Raw genomic sequence first — 14,782 nt, forward strand, 5'->3', positions numbered from 1 at the left:
TCATGAAAGCCATCGTATCGAATGCGTTGCCCCGCCTGCTTGCCGAGTTGTGTGTGTTGTTTGTTCTGTATCTGATTGGCGGCCAACTTGTCGTCTGGCTTGGCTGGCCGATCCCGGCCGGGGTCATGGGCATGGTGCTGTTGCTGGTGCTGTTTGCCGTGGGGGCCGTGAAGCCGGGCGCTTTGCAACGGGGCGCCGGTTGGTTGATGGCGCAGATGCTGCTGTTCTTCATCCCGGCGCTGATGAGCCTGCTCGACTACGGCAGCCTGATGCGCAGCGAGGGGTGGCGCATCCTGCTGGTAATCGCCTTGAGCACCTTGGTGGTGATGGTGGTCACGGCGCTCACGGTCGAACTCGTCTGCCGGTGGAGCCTGCGCCATGAAGCTTGAACCGATGTCGCTGTTCTGGCTTGCGCTGACGGTGGCGGCCTATCTGTTCAGCCGCTGGCTGTATGGGCGCACTGGCCGTTATCTGCTGTCGCCGCTGGTGCTGGTCCCGGCGCTGCTGCTGGCGGTGGCGGTTCCGCTGCACACCGCCTACGCCGAGTATGCCCGCAACACCCATTGGCTGATCGGTGTGCTGGGGCCGGTGACCGTGGCCTTCGCCGTGCCGATCTGGCAACAGCGGGCGATGCTGGCGCGACATTGGCCGGCGCTGTTGCTGGGGATGCTGGCGGGCAGCCTGGCGTCGATCTCCAGTTCCTGGGGGTTGGCGCATCTGCTGGCGCTGGATGAGTCGGTCAGCCTGTCACTGGTGCCGCGCTCGATCACCACGCCGTTCGCCATGCCGCTGGCCCACGACCTGGGCGGTGTGCCCGAGCTGACCGCGGTGTTCGTGATGTTCACCGGTGTGCTGGGGGCTGTGTTCGGCGGCCTGCTGTTGCGGGTGTTGCCGCTGCGTACGTCGCTGGCGCGCGGCGCACTGTTTGGAGTCGGTGCCCATGGCGCCGGGGTCAGCCGCGCCCATGAAGTGGGCGGGGAGGAGGGCTCGGTGGCGGGGCTGGTGATGGTGCTGACCGGCCTGCTCAACCTGTTCGCCGCGCCATTGCTCGCCTGCCTGCTATGACCGTTCGTGCCAGTGTCCTGCACGGTCATCAAGCTGGCTGCCAAGGTAAGTTCCGCCATTCAAGGCGCTGACTAGACTCAGCCTCGACATAGAGAGCACATGCAAGTGCCGAGGTGACATGCAATGAGCGCAGCCTTGCCCTATACCGTCAACACCTGATCAGCGGGACGATTCCGATGCCTTTGGCCGAAATTCCATTGTGCGTCTGGCGTACCCGGGGACAGAGTTTTTCCTTCCGGGGCCAGAGCATCCGTTACTGGACAGCAGGGCAAGGAGAGCCCTTGCTCCTGTTACATGGCTTCCCTACCGCCAGCTGGGACTGGCACTACCTGTGGGCACCCTTGGCGCAGCGCTTTCGCGTGGTGGCCTGCGACATGCTCGGCTTCGGCGACTCGGCCAAGCCCGCGGATCACGAGTACAGCCTGATGGAGCAGGCCGATCTGCAGCAGGCGCTGCTAGACCACCTGAGAATCGAACAGCCGGTGCACCTGCTGGCCCACGACTACGGTGGCAGCGTCGCCCAGGAGTTGCTCGCGCGCCATCACGAAGGGCGTGTCGACATCGCCAGTTGTGCGTTTCTCAACAGCGCGCTGTTCCCCGAGCTGTGTCCGTTGCTGCTGGTGCAGAAGCTGTTGCTCAGCCCGCTGGGCTGGCTGGTGGCGCGTTCGTTCGGGCGGGATGATCTGGTGCGCAATGTCAGCCAGGTCTACGGCCCTTGCACCCACCCCAGCGAAAGCGCGCTGGACGATTGCTGGAGCCTGATGGTGTCAAACCGCGGGACGCGCATCCTGCACAAGTTGATGGCCTATGTGCCGGAGCGTCAGGCACAGCGACAACGCTGGATCGGTGCGCTGCAGGCGGAGGGCGTGCCGTTGCGCCTGATCAATGGCGCGGTCGATCCGCTGTCGGGGGCGCACATGGTCGAGCGCTACCGGCAACTGGTGCCTGACCCCGATACCGTGGTGTTGCAGGGGATCGGCCACTATCCGCACACCGAAGCGCCGGTGCAGGTGCTGCGTCATTACCTGGCGTTTCGCGAGCAGCCCCTGAGCTATATACCGCAGCGGGTTGCCTGGTCCTGAGCGCAGCGATCATCGCCTTGTGTTATCGCCTGCCATTCAGCGTCACTGCGCTTGATTGTTCGCTGCCCATGGCTGGCGGACACTCCAGGTATCCCAATTCTTGCCTGGAGCCTTGAGCATGAGCGAGCCGGTAAATCTGCAAGACCGCGTAGTGATCGTCACGGGGGCCGGCGGTGGCCTGGGTCGGGCCCACGCGCTGCTGTTCGCGGCGCGTGGTGCACGTGTGGTGGTCAACGACCTGGGCGGCTCGACCCATGGCGAAGGCGCCAGCGCATCGGCAGCCGACCGGGTGGTGGAGGAGATCCGCGCCGCAGGCGGTACCGCGGTGGCCAACCATGATTCGGTGGCCGAGGGTGCGCGTATCGTCGAGCAGGCGCTGGACAGTTTCGGGCGGGTCGATGTGCTGGTGAACAACGCCGGCATCCTGCGCGACAAGACCTTCCACAAGATGGAGGACGCCGATTGGGACCAGGTCTACCGGGTCCATGTCGAAGGGGCCTACAAGGTGACCCGCGCCGCCTGGTCGCACCTGCGCGAGCAGAACTGGGGACGGGTGATCTTCACCGCCTCCACGTCCGGCATCTACGGCAATTTCGGCCAGGCCAACTATGGCATGGCCAAGCTTGGCCTCTATGGGCTGACCCGCACCCTGGCCATCGAAGGCCGCAAGCATGGGATTCTGGTCAACGCCATCGCGCCCACAGGGGGCACGCGCATGACAGAAGGCCTGATCCCGCCGCAGGTGTTCGAACGTCTCAAGCCTGAGCTGATCAGCCCGGTGGTGGTGTACCTGGGCAGTGATCAGTGCCAGGACACGGGGCAGTTGTATGAAGTGGGCGGCGGCTGGGTCGGCAAGGTCCGATGGGAGCGAAGCCTTGGCGTTGGATTCGACCCCAATGGCGGGTTCACGCCGGAGCAGGTGGCCGAGCATTGGGCGCAGATCGGCGACTTCGAGGGGGCGACTCATCCGCAGGATACGTTGCAGGCCTTGCAGCAGATGATGGCGAATCTGCAGAAGCACCCGCTGGGATAGTGGGTTTCGAGCGCAAAAAAAAGCCGCTGCACCGGCAGCGGCCAATCGAGACGTCAGATCAAGGAGCTTCAAAATCAACGTCGTTCACACGTGGCGGCCCGAACGACGGGGGAGTGCCTTTCGCGCCAGCCAGTGAAAACAGAATAAGCCGCTGATCCCACGGGAAAAATAGCCCTGGGTGACATTCACCTTTACGTTTCGGGTAAAAGTGCGCCAAAAACAGTCAGGCCGCATCACGACAGTGCAGGGCCTTGAATCCCCGGTCCATCTCAGGCTTCGTAGCCCATCCGCCAACTGACGGTGCGCGCCGCGCTCAGCAATTGCCGGGCGGCCGGGCCATCTTCATCGGCATGGAAGATCGACGTCGGGCCAACGACCGTCATCACCGCTGCAATCTGGCCCATGGCGTTGAACACCGGCGCCGACAACGCATCCACCCCCGGCATCAGCAAACCGTGAACATGGTGCAGGCCGCGTGTGCGGATCTGCGTGAACAGGTCCACGTAGTGCTCGACCTGTTGCCCCCGTGCGGCCAGTTCGCGGTCGCGCAACTCGATGGTTTCCCGCTCTGGCAGGTGAGCGGCGAATACCAGTCCGGTGGATGAACTCAGCAGTGGCAGCACCGAGCCGATCTGGGTCACCACCGTCACGGCGCGCACCGCAGGCTCGATGTTCACCACGGTTGCGCCCTGGTTACCCCACACGGCGATGAAGCAGCTCTCGTTGAGCGCGTCGCGCAGGTGCGACAGCGGCAGGGCCGCGACCTTCAGCACATCGATGCTGCCCAGCGCCGCCATCCCCACGCGCAAGGCTTCGCGCCCGAGCCCGTAGTGATTGGTCGCCGCATCCTGCTCGGCGAAACCACTGGCGATCAAGGCCTGCAGGTAGCGATGAACCTTGCTGGCGGGCATCTGCACATGTTCGGCCAGGCGCGACAGCGAGGTGGAGGGCGACAGTTCGGCCAGCGCCTTGAGGATGTCGGTGCCGACTTCAGCGGAACGGACCTTCTGTTTGCTGTTGTCAGCTGCAGTTTTGTCTCTGGACATCGTAAGACGCTTCCGGGATTCATTCTGGCCGACTTTATAGCTTGACGCCTCTTGCCGAGCAAATTACGTTATTCGTAATCGGATTACGATAAATATAAATTCAGATGTGCTGTGTGTCCCCTGGCAGTGGTCGGTCCATCCGCCGATTCGGGGCTGCAGCTCTCTGCCGTCAATGGCTCCACCGAGCCTGGAGGCCCCGATGACCCGCGACACCTCCCCCGAACTCAGCTACCTGAGCGGCTTCGGCAACGAATTCGCCAGTGAAGCCTTGCCCGGTGCACTGCCGGTCGGGCAGAACTCTCCACAGAAAGCACCCTATGGGCTGTACGCCGAGTTGCTGTCGGGTACCGCCTTCACCATGGCGCGCAGCGAACTGAGGCGCACCTGGCTGTACCGTATCCGCCCCTCTGCGCTGCACCCGCGCTTCGAGCGCCTGGCGCGTCAGCCCCTGGCCGGCCCGCTCGCTGCGGCGAACCCCAATCGCCTGCGCTGGAACCCGCAACCAATCCCATCCGAACCGACCGACTTCATCGAGGGCTGGTTGCCCATGGTGGCCAATGCGGCCGCTGACAAACCGGCCGGGGTGAGCATCTATATCTACGGCGCCAATCGCTCCATGGAGCGGGTGTTCTTCAATGCCGACGGCGAGTTGCTGCTGGTGCCACAGCAGGGGCGACTGCGCATTGCCACCGAACTGGGCGTGCTGCAGGTCGGGCCGCTGGAGATCGCGGTGATTCCGCGCGGCATGAAGTTCCGCGTCGAGCTGCCTGATGGCCAGGCACGCGGCTACATCGCCGAGAACCACGGCGCGCCGCTACGCCTCCCTGACCTCGGGCCGATCGGCAGCAATGGCCTGGCCAACCCACGCGACTTCCTCACCCCGGTCGCGCACTACGAAGAAACCCAAGGCCCGGTGCAACTGGTGCAGAAGTTCCTTGGCGAGCACTGGGCCTGCCAACTGCAGCATTCGCCGCTGGACGTGGTGGCCTGGCACGGCAGCAATGTGCCGTACAAGTACGACCTGCGCCGCTTCAACACCCTCGGCACGGTCAGCTTCGACCATCCGGATCCCTCGATCTTCACCGTGCTGACCTCGCCCACCAGCGTGCACGGCCTGGCCAACATGGACTTCGTGATCTTCCCGCCGCGCTGGATGGTGGCCGAGAACACCTTCCGTCCCCCGTGGTTCCACCGCAACTTGATGAACGAGTTCATGGGCCTGATCGACGGCGCCTACGATGCCAAGGCCGAGGGCTTCCTGCCGGGTGGCGCGTCGCTGCATGGGGTGATGAGCGCCCACGGGCCAGACGCCGAAACCTGCGACAAGGCGATCGCCGCCGAGCTGGCGCCGCACAAGATCGACCACACCATGGCCTTCATGTTCGAGACCAGCCAGGTGCTGCGTCCGAGCCAGCAGGCCCTCGAGAGCCCGCAATTGCAGGCCGACTACGACAGTTGCTGGGCAACGCTGCCGAGCACCTTCAATCCGAACCGGAGATGACCGATGAACCAGACCGCCATTGCCCGTAGCTGGGTCGAACACGCCAACGGGCACCGCGACTTCCCGCTGCAGAACCTGCCGCTGGGCATCTTCAGTCGTTCGGGCCAGGCACCACGCTGCGGCGTGGCCATCGGCGACGCCATCCTCGACCTGGAGGCCGCACTCGCCGCCGGTGTGTTCGAGGGGGCGGCCAAGGCTGCTGTCGAGGCTACTCGCGGCGGCGCCCTGAACGCCTTCTTCGCCCTCGGCCGCCCAGCCCGTGTGGCCCTGCGCGAGCGCTTGCAGGTTCTGCTCGGCGAGCACAGCGAGCATCGGGCCGTGTTGCAAGCGGCGTTGCATCCGGCTGGCGAATGCACCCTGCACTTGCCGGCCCGGGTCGGTGACTACACGGACTTCTACGTCGGTATCGAGCACGCCAAGAACGTCGGCAAGCTGTTCCGCCCAGACAATCCGCTGCTGCCCAACTACAAGCACGTGCCGATCGGCTACCACGGCCGCGCCTCGACCTTGCGCCCCTCCGGCACCGATGTGCGCCGTCCCAAGGGCCAGACGCTCCCGGCCGGGCAGACCGAGCCGAGTTTCGGCCCGTGTGCGCGGCTGGACTACGAGCTGGAGCTGGGTATCTGGATCGGTCAGGGCAATGACATGGGGCAGCCGATCGCAATCGGTGATGCAGCCGAGCACGTGGCCGGCTTCTGCCTGCTCAACGACTGGTCCGCGCGTGATATCCAGGCCTGGGAGTACCAGCCGCTGGGGCCGTTCCTGTCCAAGAGCTTCATCACCAGCGTCTCGCCGTGGGTGGTGACCGCCGAGGCGCTGGAGCCGTTCCGCTGTGCGCAACCCGCACGCCCGGAAGGCGATCCGCAGCCCTTGTCTTACCTGCTCGACAAACGTGACCAGGCCGCCGGCGCCTTCGACATCGAACTGGAAGTGCTGTTGCTGACCGAGCGCATGCGTGACGAGGGCCTGCCGGCGCACCGCCTCACCCTGAGCAACACCCGCAGCATGTACTGGACCGTGGCACAGATGGTGGCGCACCACAGTGTCAACGGATGCCAGTTGCAAGCCGGTGACCTGTTCGGCTCGGGCACGCTGTCCGGGGCTGTGCCGGGTTCGTTCGGCAGCCTGTTGGAGATCACCGAAGGCGGCAAGCAACCGGTACAACTGGCCAGTGGTGAGGTGCGCAAGTTCCTCGAGGACGGCGACGAAATCATCCTGCGTGCGCGTTGCGTGCGCGATGGCGTTGCCAGCATCGGTTTCGGCGAATGCCGTGGCACGGTGGTCGGGGCCAACTGAGAGGGCAGGGCGATGGAGCTGTTCACCTACTTCCGTTCCACCTCCTCTTACCGGGTGCGCATCGCCTTGGCGCTCAAGGGCCTGGATTATCAGGCCCGGCCGGTCAACCTGCTCAAGGGCGAGCACCGTGCTGCGGACTACCTGGCGCTCAACCCCCAGGGGCGGGTGCCCGCGCTGCGCACGGACAGCGGCGAATTGCTGGTGCAGTCGCCGGCGATCATCGAGTACCTCGAAGAGCGCTTCCCCGATACGCCGCTCTTGCCCCAGGGCGAGGACGCTCGGGCACAGGTGCGTGGGGTCGCGGCGATCATCGGTTGCGACGTGCATCCACTGCACAACGTCAGCGTGCTCAACCAGTTGCGTCAGCTCGGGCACGATGAAACCCAGGTCAACCAGTGGATCGCCCACTGGATTGGCCAGGGGCTGGCGGCAGTCGAGCAACTGATCGGCGACCAGGGTTTCTGCTTTGGCGATACGCCGGGGCTGGCGGATGTGTACCTGATGCCGCAGTTGTACGCGGCCGAACGGTTCAATGTGGATCTGGAGGGCTACCCGCGTATTCGTCGGGTCGCCGCCCTGGCTGGGCAGCATCCAGCCTTCGTCAAGGCGCACCCGGCGAACCAGCCGGATACGCCCTGAGCACGGCGTCGGTCTTTGTGCGGGCAATCCCGTTCCCACAGCGCCGACGCTGCTTCGCACCCCACAACAAAAACAACCCGGTACCTTGCGATGCACAACCAGATAGCCAGCTTTCGCGCGGCCCTCGATGGGCGTCCTGTGTCCTCCTACCAATGGCGCTTGCTGGCGCTGTTGATCCTGTTGTTGGTGACCGACGGCTATGACGCCCAGGTGCTGGGCTACGTGATTCCGGCCCTGGCCCAGGACTGGGGCCTGGAGAAGGCGGCGTTCGGACCGGTGTTCAGCGCCAACCTGCTGGGGCTGACACTGGGCTCGCTCGCCGTCACCCCACTGGCCGATCGCTTCGGCGTGCGCAGGGTGCTGCTGTGGTGCGTGCTGCTGTACGCGAGCCTGACCCTGCTGATGGTGTTTTCCACCTCGTTGAACAGCCTGATGCTGGCGCGCTTTTTATGCGGTATCGGCATGGGCGGGGCGATGCCCAGCGCGATGGCGCTGATGGCCGATTATGCACCGCCGCGCCTGCGCACCTTGATGGTGACCCTCGCGGCCTGCGGTTTCTCCCTCGGCGGCGCGGCGGGTGGCTTCGTCGCGGCAGGCTTCATCGACAGGTTCGGTTGGGAGGCGGTGTTTCTGGCCGGTGGCGTGGCGCCGCTGCTGTTGTTCCCCTTCCTGGTGATGTTCCTGCCCGAGTCCTTGCCCCGGCTGTTGCGCGATGCACCTCCCTACGCCCGTCTGCAACGCCTGGCAGCGCGCGTGCTACCCGGCTGGCAAGTGCCGGCGGCACAGCTTGCGGTGGATGAGCCGGCGGCAGACAAACTGACCGTATTGGGCTTGTTCCGCGATGGCTTCGCCCGGCCGACGCTGCTCATCTGGGGGACCTTCTTCGTCAGCCTGATCCTGCTGTATTTCATGATCAGCTGGCTGCCGTCGCTGTTGCTGGAGAGCGGGCTGGCGCTCAAGCAAGCCAACCTGGTGACTTCGCTGTTCCTGTTTGCCGGGACCTTCGGCGCGATCTGCCTGGCCTGGTGCGCCGACCGCATGGCCAACAAGGCCAGGTTACTGGCGGCGGTCCTGGTGGGCGCTGCGGTCTTCAGCGTGCTGGTGGGCTTGAACCACGCCGATCCGCGCTGGCTGGTGCCGAGCGTGTTCGCTGCAGGTTTCTGCATCATCGGCGGACAACTGACACTCAATGCCTTCGTCAGCAACTTCTACCCGGCTCAGGTTCGTGCGACCGGCGCCGGCTGGGCGCTGGGCGTCGGGCGCTTCGGTTCGATCCTCGGGCCGTTGTTCGGCAGCCTGCTGCTGGCCATGCACATGCCGGTGGAGTGGATTTTCTTCTTCTGTGCGATTCCGGCAGTGATCGCGGCCCTGCTGATCAGCCAGGTGCGTGCGCCGGGCAAGCAGGCCGATGCGCAGGCGGCCAAGGTCGATGCGCTAGGGTCTGCATGAAAAGCCTTGAGACGAAGGTCAGGCAAGGCGAAAACAGCCGAGGAACGGTCGGAGTCGCGCTCGACTTTACGGGTTGTAAATGAGCATTCCGAGGCTGTTTTCAACGCAGCATCACCGAGTATCAAGGTTTTTCATACAGAGCCTAGTGGATTGAACGGTTTGTCGAAGGCAGTTGGGCGAGGCGCTCACCCAGCTTGAGGCGTTGCACCGGATCGTCGCTCAACAGCAGTGCGTGCTCCAGGTCGAAGCGCTCGGCCTGGGGGCAGTCCAGGTGCTGGTAGAGGGTGGCGCGGGCCAGGTAGTCGGCGACCTGCACTGGTCCCAGTTGCATCACCCGTTCTGCGTCGATCAGCGCAGCCAGGTCGTTGTCGTTGCTGCTGTGCAGTTGGCGCAGGTTGCGCGACAGGCGCTGCAGCATCTGCATCGGGCTGGCGCTGTGCAGGTGCTCGGCAGTCAGGGTCATGTGCGGGCCGTATTGGCGGTTGAGCAGTTCGCGGCAATCTGCGGGGTACAGGCGTCGACCGCCGCAGGGGTCGAGCAGGTGATCGGCGCCGGGTACGCGCAACAGGAAGTGGCCAGGGAAGTTCACCCCCTCCAGTGGGATCGACAGGCGCTGGGCCATTTCCAGTGCGAGGATCGCCAGCAGCAGCGGCTGGCCTCGACGGCGCTGCAGCACCTTGTCCATCAGCGCCGCTTGCGGACGTAGCGGATAGTATTCGTCCTGCTGGAAACCCAGGGCGTTGAGTTGGCGCAGCAATGGCTGGGCGAGCTCGCCGACGGGCAGCATTGGCAGGCGCGCGTTGATTTCCCGATGCAGGTCGTGCAGTTGCGCAAGACAGGCGGCGGGATCGACCTCGCGATCATGCTCGGCGGCGATCCAGAGGGTGGCTTCCAACAGGGCGACCGGAATGCGGTCGAGACAGGCCAGGCAGGCTTTACGTGGGTTCATCGGACTTCTCCACACACACTAGATTTTTAGCCCCGGCGCACCGATTCGTCCAGTGGTCCGCCCAGGCCCTGGACAGTCGCCGGCTGCCTATACTGATGTGAGCACCTTGTGGGGAGCCCGTCGATGTTCGCGCTCATGCAAAGCACCCGTACCCAGTCCCTGCACCTGTGGAACGACCCCGCCACTGGCTTGAAAGCCGTGGTGGCGATTCATAGCGAGCAACTGGGGCCAGCCATGGGGGGCTGTCGCTACCTGCCGTACGCCGACGATGAAAGTGCGATGAGCGATGCCATTCACCTGGCCCAGGGCATGAGCTACAAGGCTGCCCTGGCCGGGCTGGCGCTGGGCGGTGGCAAGGCGGTGATCGTGCGCAACCCCCATGTGGAAAACCGCGCGGCGCTGTTCGAGGCGTTCGGGCGTTTCGTCGACAGCCTGCAAGGGCGTTTCATCACTGCCGTGGACAGCGGCACCTCGACGCTGGACATGGACTGCATCGCCCAGTCCACCCCTCATGTCACCAGCACCACCGCCTCGGGCGATCCCTCGCCGCACGCGGCCATGGGCGTGTTCGCCGGTATTCGCGCCACCTCGATGGCACGGCTGGGTAGCGACAATCTCGAAGGGTTACGCGTGGCGGTGCAAGGGCTGGGCAATGTGGGTTATGCACTGGCCGAGCAGTTGCATGCGGCAGGGGCGGAGTTGCTGGTCAGCGACCTCGACCCGGGGCGGGTGAGGCTGGCGGTGGAGCAGTTCGGGGCACATCCGGTGACCAACGATGCGCTGATCAGCACGCCCTGCGATATCTTCGCGCCCTGTGGGGTTGGGCCGGTGCTCAACGGCCAGAGCGTGATGAAGTTGCGTTGCGCGGCGGTGGCCGGCGCCGCCAATCATCAGTTGACCACCTTGCAGGTGGCCGATCAGCTAGAGAGCCGCGGGATTCTGTATGCCCCGGACTACGTGATCAATGCCGGTGGGCTGATCTACGTGGCGTTGACCCACCGAGGCGCTGACCTGAGCACCATCACCGCGCATCTGGCGCGTATCCCTACGCGTCTGACCGAGGTGTTCGCCCATGCCCAGGCCGAGAAGCGCTCGCCTGCGCGTGTGGCGCAGATGCTGGCGGAGCGGCTGTTGTACGGTTGAGCGAGCGCTGGCTCCAGCATCCACGCCCCGATGTACAGGAGCCGCAGACGCTGCGGCAGGTGCCTTATTCCGCTGTCTCGCCTTCGAGCAGCTCGGCCAGCGCATCGGGCTGGCTCTTGAATGCCCGGGCGAACACGTCGCGGTTCTTGGCCATGTAGATGCCCGCTTCTTCGACTTGCTGCTCGCTCAGCGACGGCACGGCCTTTTGCAGTACTTCGGCCAGCCGTTCGGCCAGCTCGAGCATCTTGTCGTGACGGTCTGCTTCGGCCTTATCCATGAACAAGCGCTCCGGGTCGCGGCTGCTGCGGTACACCACTTCGACGGCCATTCATCACCTCTGTGCCTTTTGTGTATGTGGGTTGGACGACAACTGTATCTTTATACAGTATTGAGCATAGCGGATTCTTTGGCAATCGGATAGTGGCGTTCTGATTTGCCCCGATGCTCTCGCCGAAGCCTAGTCCATAGGTGCCTTGCGGCAATCGGTCGCCTTCCAAGTACAGGGCCTGGCCCTTTAACTGCATGTCACAAGCGTCACATCGGTGGCGCATCATCCTTCATGTCGTATCGAGGAATCCTGCATCGTGAAATCCAAATGGCCAGAAAAGCTGCGCAAGGGCCTGCATGCGCCCGCCGACGCACTGGGAAATCTGTTCGTCGAGTCGTTCCATTACCTGGCCCTGTTCGGCATCGGTGCGATCACGGCCTATGCCGCCGTGGCGACCTTCATCGAGATGCTGGAGAAGGGTGGCATCAGTGTCGATGACATCCTGCTGCTGTTCATCTACCTCGAGCTGGGAGCCATGGTGGGGATCTACTTCAAGACCAACCACATGCCGATCCGCTTCCTGCTGTACGTGGCGATCACCGCGTTGACACGCCTGCTGATCGGCGATGTCTCGCACCACAAGGCGCCGGACGTTGGCTTGCTGTACGTGTGTGGCGGCATCCTGCTGCTGGCCTTCGCGATCCTGGTGGTGCGCTTTGCCTCGTACCGCTACCCGTCGACACGGGCGATCGATGCCAACGGCAAGGATATGGACGACGGCAAGGTCTGACCCATCCGGCAGCGACTTGGGCAAGCGGTGTCGGCTTGCCCTGCCTTATAGGCAAATATTTCGTTGAAAGGGGTTTTGATAACCAATCGTTCTGCAAGATTTCTCCGCGTTACGCCACAAGCCTATACCGGAGATCACGCAGGACGCCGCAATGCCCCATTACCTCGACGATGCCCAGCGCGAAGACGTGCAGCATCTTCAGTGCACTTTCACCGGCCGTACCGAATGGCCGACCTGGCTGTTGCTGGCGGTGGTCTATGGTGGCTGGACGGCGCTGCTGCCGCTCAGCCATGCGCTGGGCGTGTGGCCGACCACCCTGTTGCTGATCCCGCTGCTGGTGCTGTGGCTGTCGTTGCAGCACGAGTTGCTGCACGAGCACCCGACCCGTTTTCCCTGGCTGAACAAGTTGCTCGGCTACGCGCCCTTTGCCCTCTGGTATCCCTACACCCTGTATCGCGACAGCCACCTTATTCATCACCGCGATCACGACCTCACCTTGCCGGGCCTGGATCCTGAAAGCCGCTACCTGAGCGACCGGCACTGGCAACGCAGCACCCGGTGGCACAGAGGGGTGCTGTGGCTGGGCAAGACGGTCCCCGGACGTGTGCTGGTCGGCGCGCCGCTGGGCCTGTTCGGGCTGGCCCGCGAGGAGCTGGCGCGGCTGGGGCGCGGTGATCGCCAGGCCTGGCTGATGTGGCTGACCCACGGCCTGTGCAGCGTATTGCTGATGGTGTTGATTGCGCGGTTCAGCGCACTGTCGGTGCTGCACTACGTGTTCCTGGTCAGCGTGCCGGCCGTTGGCCTGGCGATGCTGCGTTCGTTCTACGAGCATCGGCCGCACCCGCTGCCTGAGCAGCGCACGGTGATCAACGAGGCCGGGCGCCTCTGGTCGCTGCTGTTCCTGAACAACAACCTGCACCTGGTGCACCACGATCTTCCGGGGCTGCCCTGGTACTTCATCCCGCGTGTCTACCAGCGTCACCGCGCGCAATGGCTGCTGCGCAGCGGGCACTTTCTGGTGCCGGGCTATGGGGCGCTGCTTCGCCGCCACGGCCTGGCGCCGATCGACAGCCCACGTCACCCCTTCGCCTGAACAGGAGCCATGCCATGACCCAGGGATTCGTCGACCTGTCGATGTACGTCGCCCCCGAGCGCATCAACCAGGCCAGCGCTGCCTGGCTGCAGCGCATTCTTCTGTTGCTCGATGCCCAGGGTGAAGCGGCGGGTGCGCAGCCGTTGCTGCAGGTCTGGCGCTCGCCGCAATTGCTGCTCAGCCAGACCTGCGGCTACCCGTTGATGACCGCGCTGCGTGGGCAGGTACGAGTGGTCGGGCAGCCACGCTATCGCCTGCCATATGTGCGCGAAGGTCAGCACTGCAGCCTGCTGCTGGTGCGCGAGGATGATCCGCGCCAGGACCTGGCGGCATTCTTCGACAGCCACGGGCTGGTCAACGGCCCGGACTCCAACTCCGGCATGAATCTGCTGCGCCACGCGCTGGCACCCTTGCAGCGTGAAGGGCGGTTTTTCTCGCAGGTCAGCCATACCGGTGGGCACCGCAACAGCATGCGCGCCCTGCGCGAGGGCCAAGGCGACCTGGCGGCCATCGACAGCGTCACCTACGGCTACCTGGCACGCGATCACAGTGAAGAGGTCGAGGGCCTGCGCATCCTCGGCCAGACCGCCTGGGGGCCGAGCCTGCCGTACATCACTGCCGGTTGGCGCAGTGCCGAAGAGGCCGAGTGGATTCGCCGCGCGATGAACCAGGCCCTGGCCGAGTTGCCGGCGGTGGCCGAGGCCCTGGCCATCGACCAGGTGCTACCGGCCGCGACGAACGATTACCAAGTGCTGCTGGATTACGAGCACGAAGCGAAGCGGCTTGGTTTAGTCACGCTCGAATAATGAAAAAGGAATATAAAAATCACTTTTAAGTATTTTTAAAGCATAAGCGGCCAGACTAGGATGCGCTCACCGGACGACCGGACCTCTTTGTATCCACTCCTGGATGGAAGCCTCATGTCCGGTCGCGAAAACCCTCATGGCGAATATGTCGGCAGTCTGTTCCGCAGCCACTACCCCTGGCTGTGCGGACGCCTGCGCCGACACCTGGGCGACGGTGCCGCCGAGGACATCGCCGCCGACACCTTCGTGCAACTGCTCAGTGCGCCGGTCCCGGAGCCGATCCGCCAGCCGCGCGCCCTGCTGACCACCATTGCCCAGCGTCTGATGTACCAGTTGTGGCGCCGCCGCGACCTGGAGCGCGCCTACCTCGATGCCTTGCTCGAGGATGACGAACATCTGGCGCCTTCGCCCGAAGCCCATGCGCAGATGATCGAGGCGTTGCAAGCCATCGACACCTTGCTCGACGGCCTGCCGGCCAAGGTCAAGGCGACCTTCCTGCTGTCGCAGCTCAACGGCCTGACCTATCCGCAGATCGCCCTTGAACTGGGGATCTCCCAGCGCTCGGTGAGCGACTACATGGCCAAGGCTTTCAACCGTTGCCTGAAACTTTCCCTGGACTGAC

At 64.4% G+C, this 14,782-nt stretch carries 16 protein-coding genes; 13 read left to right on the forward strand and 3 right to left on the reverse strand.

What is annotated here, in order from left to right; all coding sequences use genetic code 11:
- The first annotated feature begins 2 nt into the window (after nt 1–2).
- From ACTYOL_RS04865 to ACTYOL_RS04880, 4 genes are all read left to right on the forward strand, one after another.
- Nucleotides 3–389 carry a CidA/LrgA family protein gene (locus ACTYOL_RS04865; protein WP_153772521.1) on the forward strand — a complete coding sequence of 129 codons (387 nt, stop codon included), beginning with the start codon at nt 3–5 and terminating at the stop codon, nt 387–389.
- The gene (locus ACTYOL_RS04870) at nt 379–1,065 is read left to right on the forward strand and encodes an LrgB family protein (protein WP_054893516.1); all 687 of its coding nucleotides are present in this window, start codon (nt 379–381) and stop codon (nt 1,063–1,065) included. The genes ACTYOL_RS04865 and ACTYOL_RS04870 overlap by 11 nt, the downstream gene beginning before the upstream one ends.
- Before the next feature lie 176 nt (nt 1,066–1,241).
- Nucleotides 1,242–2,147: an alpha/beta fold hydrolase gene (locus ACTYOL_RS04875; protein ID WP_197892844.1), complete on the forward strand. Its 906-nt coding sequence runs from the start codon at nt 1,242–1,244 to the stop codon at nt 2,145–2,147.
- 118 nt (nt 2,148–2,265) lie between these two features.
- Nucleotides 2,266–3,180, forward strand: a complete 915-nt coding sequence (locus tag ACTYOL_RS04880) for an SDR family oxidoreductase (RefSeq protein ID WP_444757618.1) — start codon at nt 2,266–2,268, stop codon at nt 3,178–3,180.
- 269 nt (nt 3,181–3,449) lie between these two features.
- Here the strand turns inward: ACTYOL_RS04880 and ACTYOL_RS04885 are convergent, their stop codons facing one another.
- Entirely contained in the window at nt 3,450–4,226 is a 777-nt protein-coding gene (locus ACTYOL_RS04885) for an IclR family transcriptional regulator (RefSeq protein ID WP_153772518.1), read from the reverse strand.
- A 199-nt stretch (nt 4,227–4,425) separates the two neighbouring features.
- Here ACTYOL_RS04885 and hmgA point away from each other — a divergent pair, with 199 nt between their 5' ends.
- The 4 genes from hmgA (at nt 4,426) to ACTYOL_RS04905 (ending at nt 9,111) form a co-directional block, all read left to right on the forward strand.
- On the forward strand, nt 4,426–5,727 hold the full coding sequence (gene hmgA / locus ACTYOL_RS04890; protein ID WP_197892848.1) for a homogentisate 1,2-dioxygenase: 1,302 nt from the start codon (nt 4,426–4,428) through the stop codon (nt 5,725–5,727).
- 3 nt (nt 5,728–5,730) lie between these two features.
- Nucleotides 5,731–7,023, forward strand: coding sequence for a fumarylacetoacetase (gene fahA / locus ACTYOL_RS04895; RefSeq protein ID WP_444757619.1), 1,293 nt, complete (start codon nt 5,731–5,733; stop codon nt 7,021–7,023).
- 12 nt (nt 7,024–7,035) lie between these two features.
- Nucleotides 7,036–7,662 carry a maleylacetoacetate isomerase gene (maiA, locus tag ACTYOL_RS04900; RefSeq protein WP_125930704.1) on the forward strand — a complete coding sequence of 209 codons (627 nt, stop codon included), beginning with the start codon at nt 7,036–7,038 and terminating at the stop codon, nt 7,660–7,662.
- Between the two features lie 90 nt (nt 7,663–7,752).
- The gene (locus ACTYOL_RS04905) at nt 7,753–9,111 is read left to right on the forward strand and encodes an MFS transporter (RefSeq protein ID WP_444757620.1); all 1,359 of its coding nucleotides are present in this window, start codon (nt 7,753–7,755) and stop codon (nt 9,109–9,111) included.
- Between the two features lie 142 nt (nt 9,112–9,253).
- Here the strand turns inward: ACTYOL_RS04905 and ACTYOL_RS04910 are convergent, their stop codons facing one another.
- On the reverse strand, nt 9,254–10,060 hold the full coding sequence (locus tag ACTYOL_RS04910) for a SirB1 family protein (RefSeq protein WP_444757621.1): 807 nt from the start codon (nt 10,058–10,060) through the stop codon (nt 9,254–9,256).
- A gap of 123 nt (nt 10,061–10,183) precedes the next feature.
- On the opposite strand from ACTYOL_RS04910, the gene ACTYOL_RS04915 reads away from it, so the two are divergent.
- The gene (locus ACTYOL_RS04915; RefSeq protein WP_054893507.1) at nt 10,184–11,203 is read left to right on the forward strand and encodes a Glu/Leu/Phe/Val dehydrogenase family protein; all 1,020 of its coding nucleotides are present in this window, start codon (nt 10,184–10,186) and stop codon (nt 11,201–11,203) included.
- Between the two features lie 64 nt (nt 11,204–11,267).
- Here the strand turns inward: ACTYOL_RS04915 and ACTYOL_RS04920 are convergent, their stop codons facing one another.
- The gene (locus ACTYOL_RS04920) at nt 11,268–11,531 is read right to left on the reverse strand and encodes a YebG family protein (protein WP_416766885.1); all 264 of its coding nucleotides are present in this window, start codon (nt 11,529–11,531) and stop codon (nt 11,268–11,270) included.
- 256 nt (nt 11,532–11,787) lie between these two features.
- Here ACTYOL_RS04920 and ACTYOL_RS04925 point away from each other — a divergent pair, with 256 nt between their 5' ends.
- The 4 genes from ACTYOL_RS04925 to ACTYOL_RS04940 all read left to right on the forward strand — a co-directional run bounded on the left by ACTYOL_RS04925 (nt 11,788) and on the right by ACTYOL_RS04940 (nt 14,781).
- Nucleotides 11,788–12,261: a phosphate-starvation-inducible protein PsiE gene (locus ACTYOL_RS04925; protein ID WP_054893505.1), complete on the forward strand. Its 474-nt coding sequence runs from the start codon at nt 11,788–11,790 to the stop codon at nt 12,259–12,261.
- Between the two features lie 151 nt (nt 12,262–12,412).
- A complete protein-coding gene (locus ACTYOL_RS04930; RefSeq protein ID WP_444757622.1) occupies nt 12,413–13,354 on the forward strand; it encodes a fatty acid desaturase in 942 nt (313 codons plus the stop codon).
- 14 nt (nt 13,355–13,368) lie between these two features.
- Nucleotides 13,369–14,160 (forward strand): phosphate/phosphite/phosphonate ABC transporter substrate-binding protein, encoded by a 792-nt coding sequence (locus tag ACTYOL_RS04935; RefSeq protein ID WP_444757623.1) that lies wholly within the window; start codon nt 13,369–13,371, stop codon nt 14,158–14,160.
- A gap of 114 nt (nt 14,161–14,274) precedes the next feature.
- Complete coding sequence (locus ACTYOL_RS04940; RefSeq protein WP_444757624.1) at nt 14,275–14,781, forward strand: sigma-70 family RNA polymerase sigma factor; 507 nt, start codon at nt 14,275–14,277, stop codon at nt 14,779–14,781.
- The last annotated feature ends 1 nt before the right edge of the window (nt 14,782 follow it).

The organism is Pseudomonas sp. A014, from assembly GCF_052378495.1.
In the GTDB taxonomy this organism is placed as follows: Bacteria; Pseudomonadota; Gammaproteobacteria; order Pseudomonadales; family Pseudomonadaceae; genus Aquipseudomonas; species Aquipseudomonas machongensis.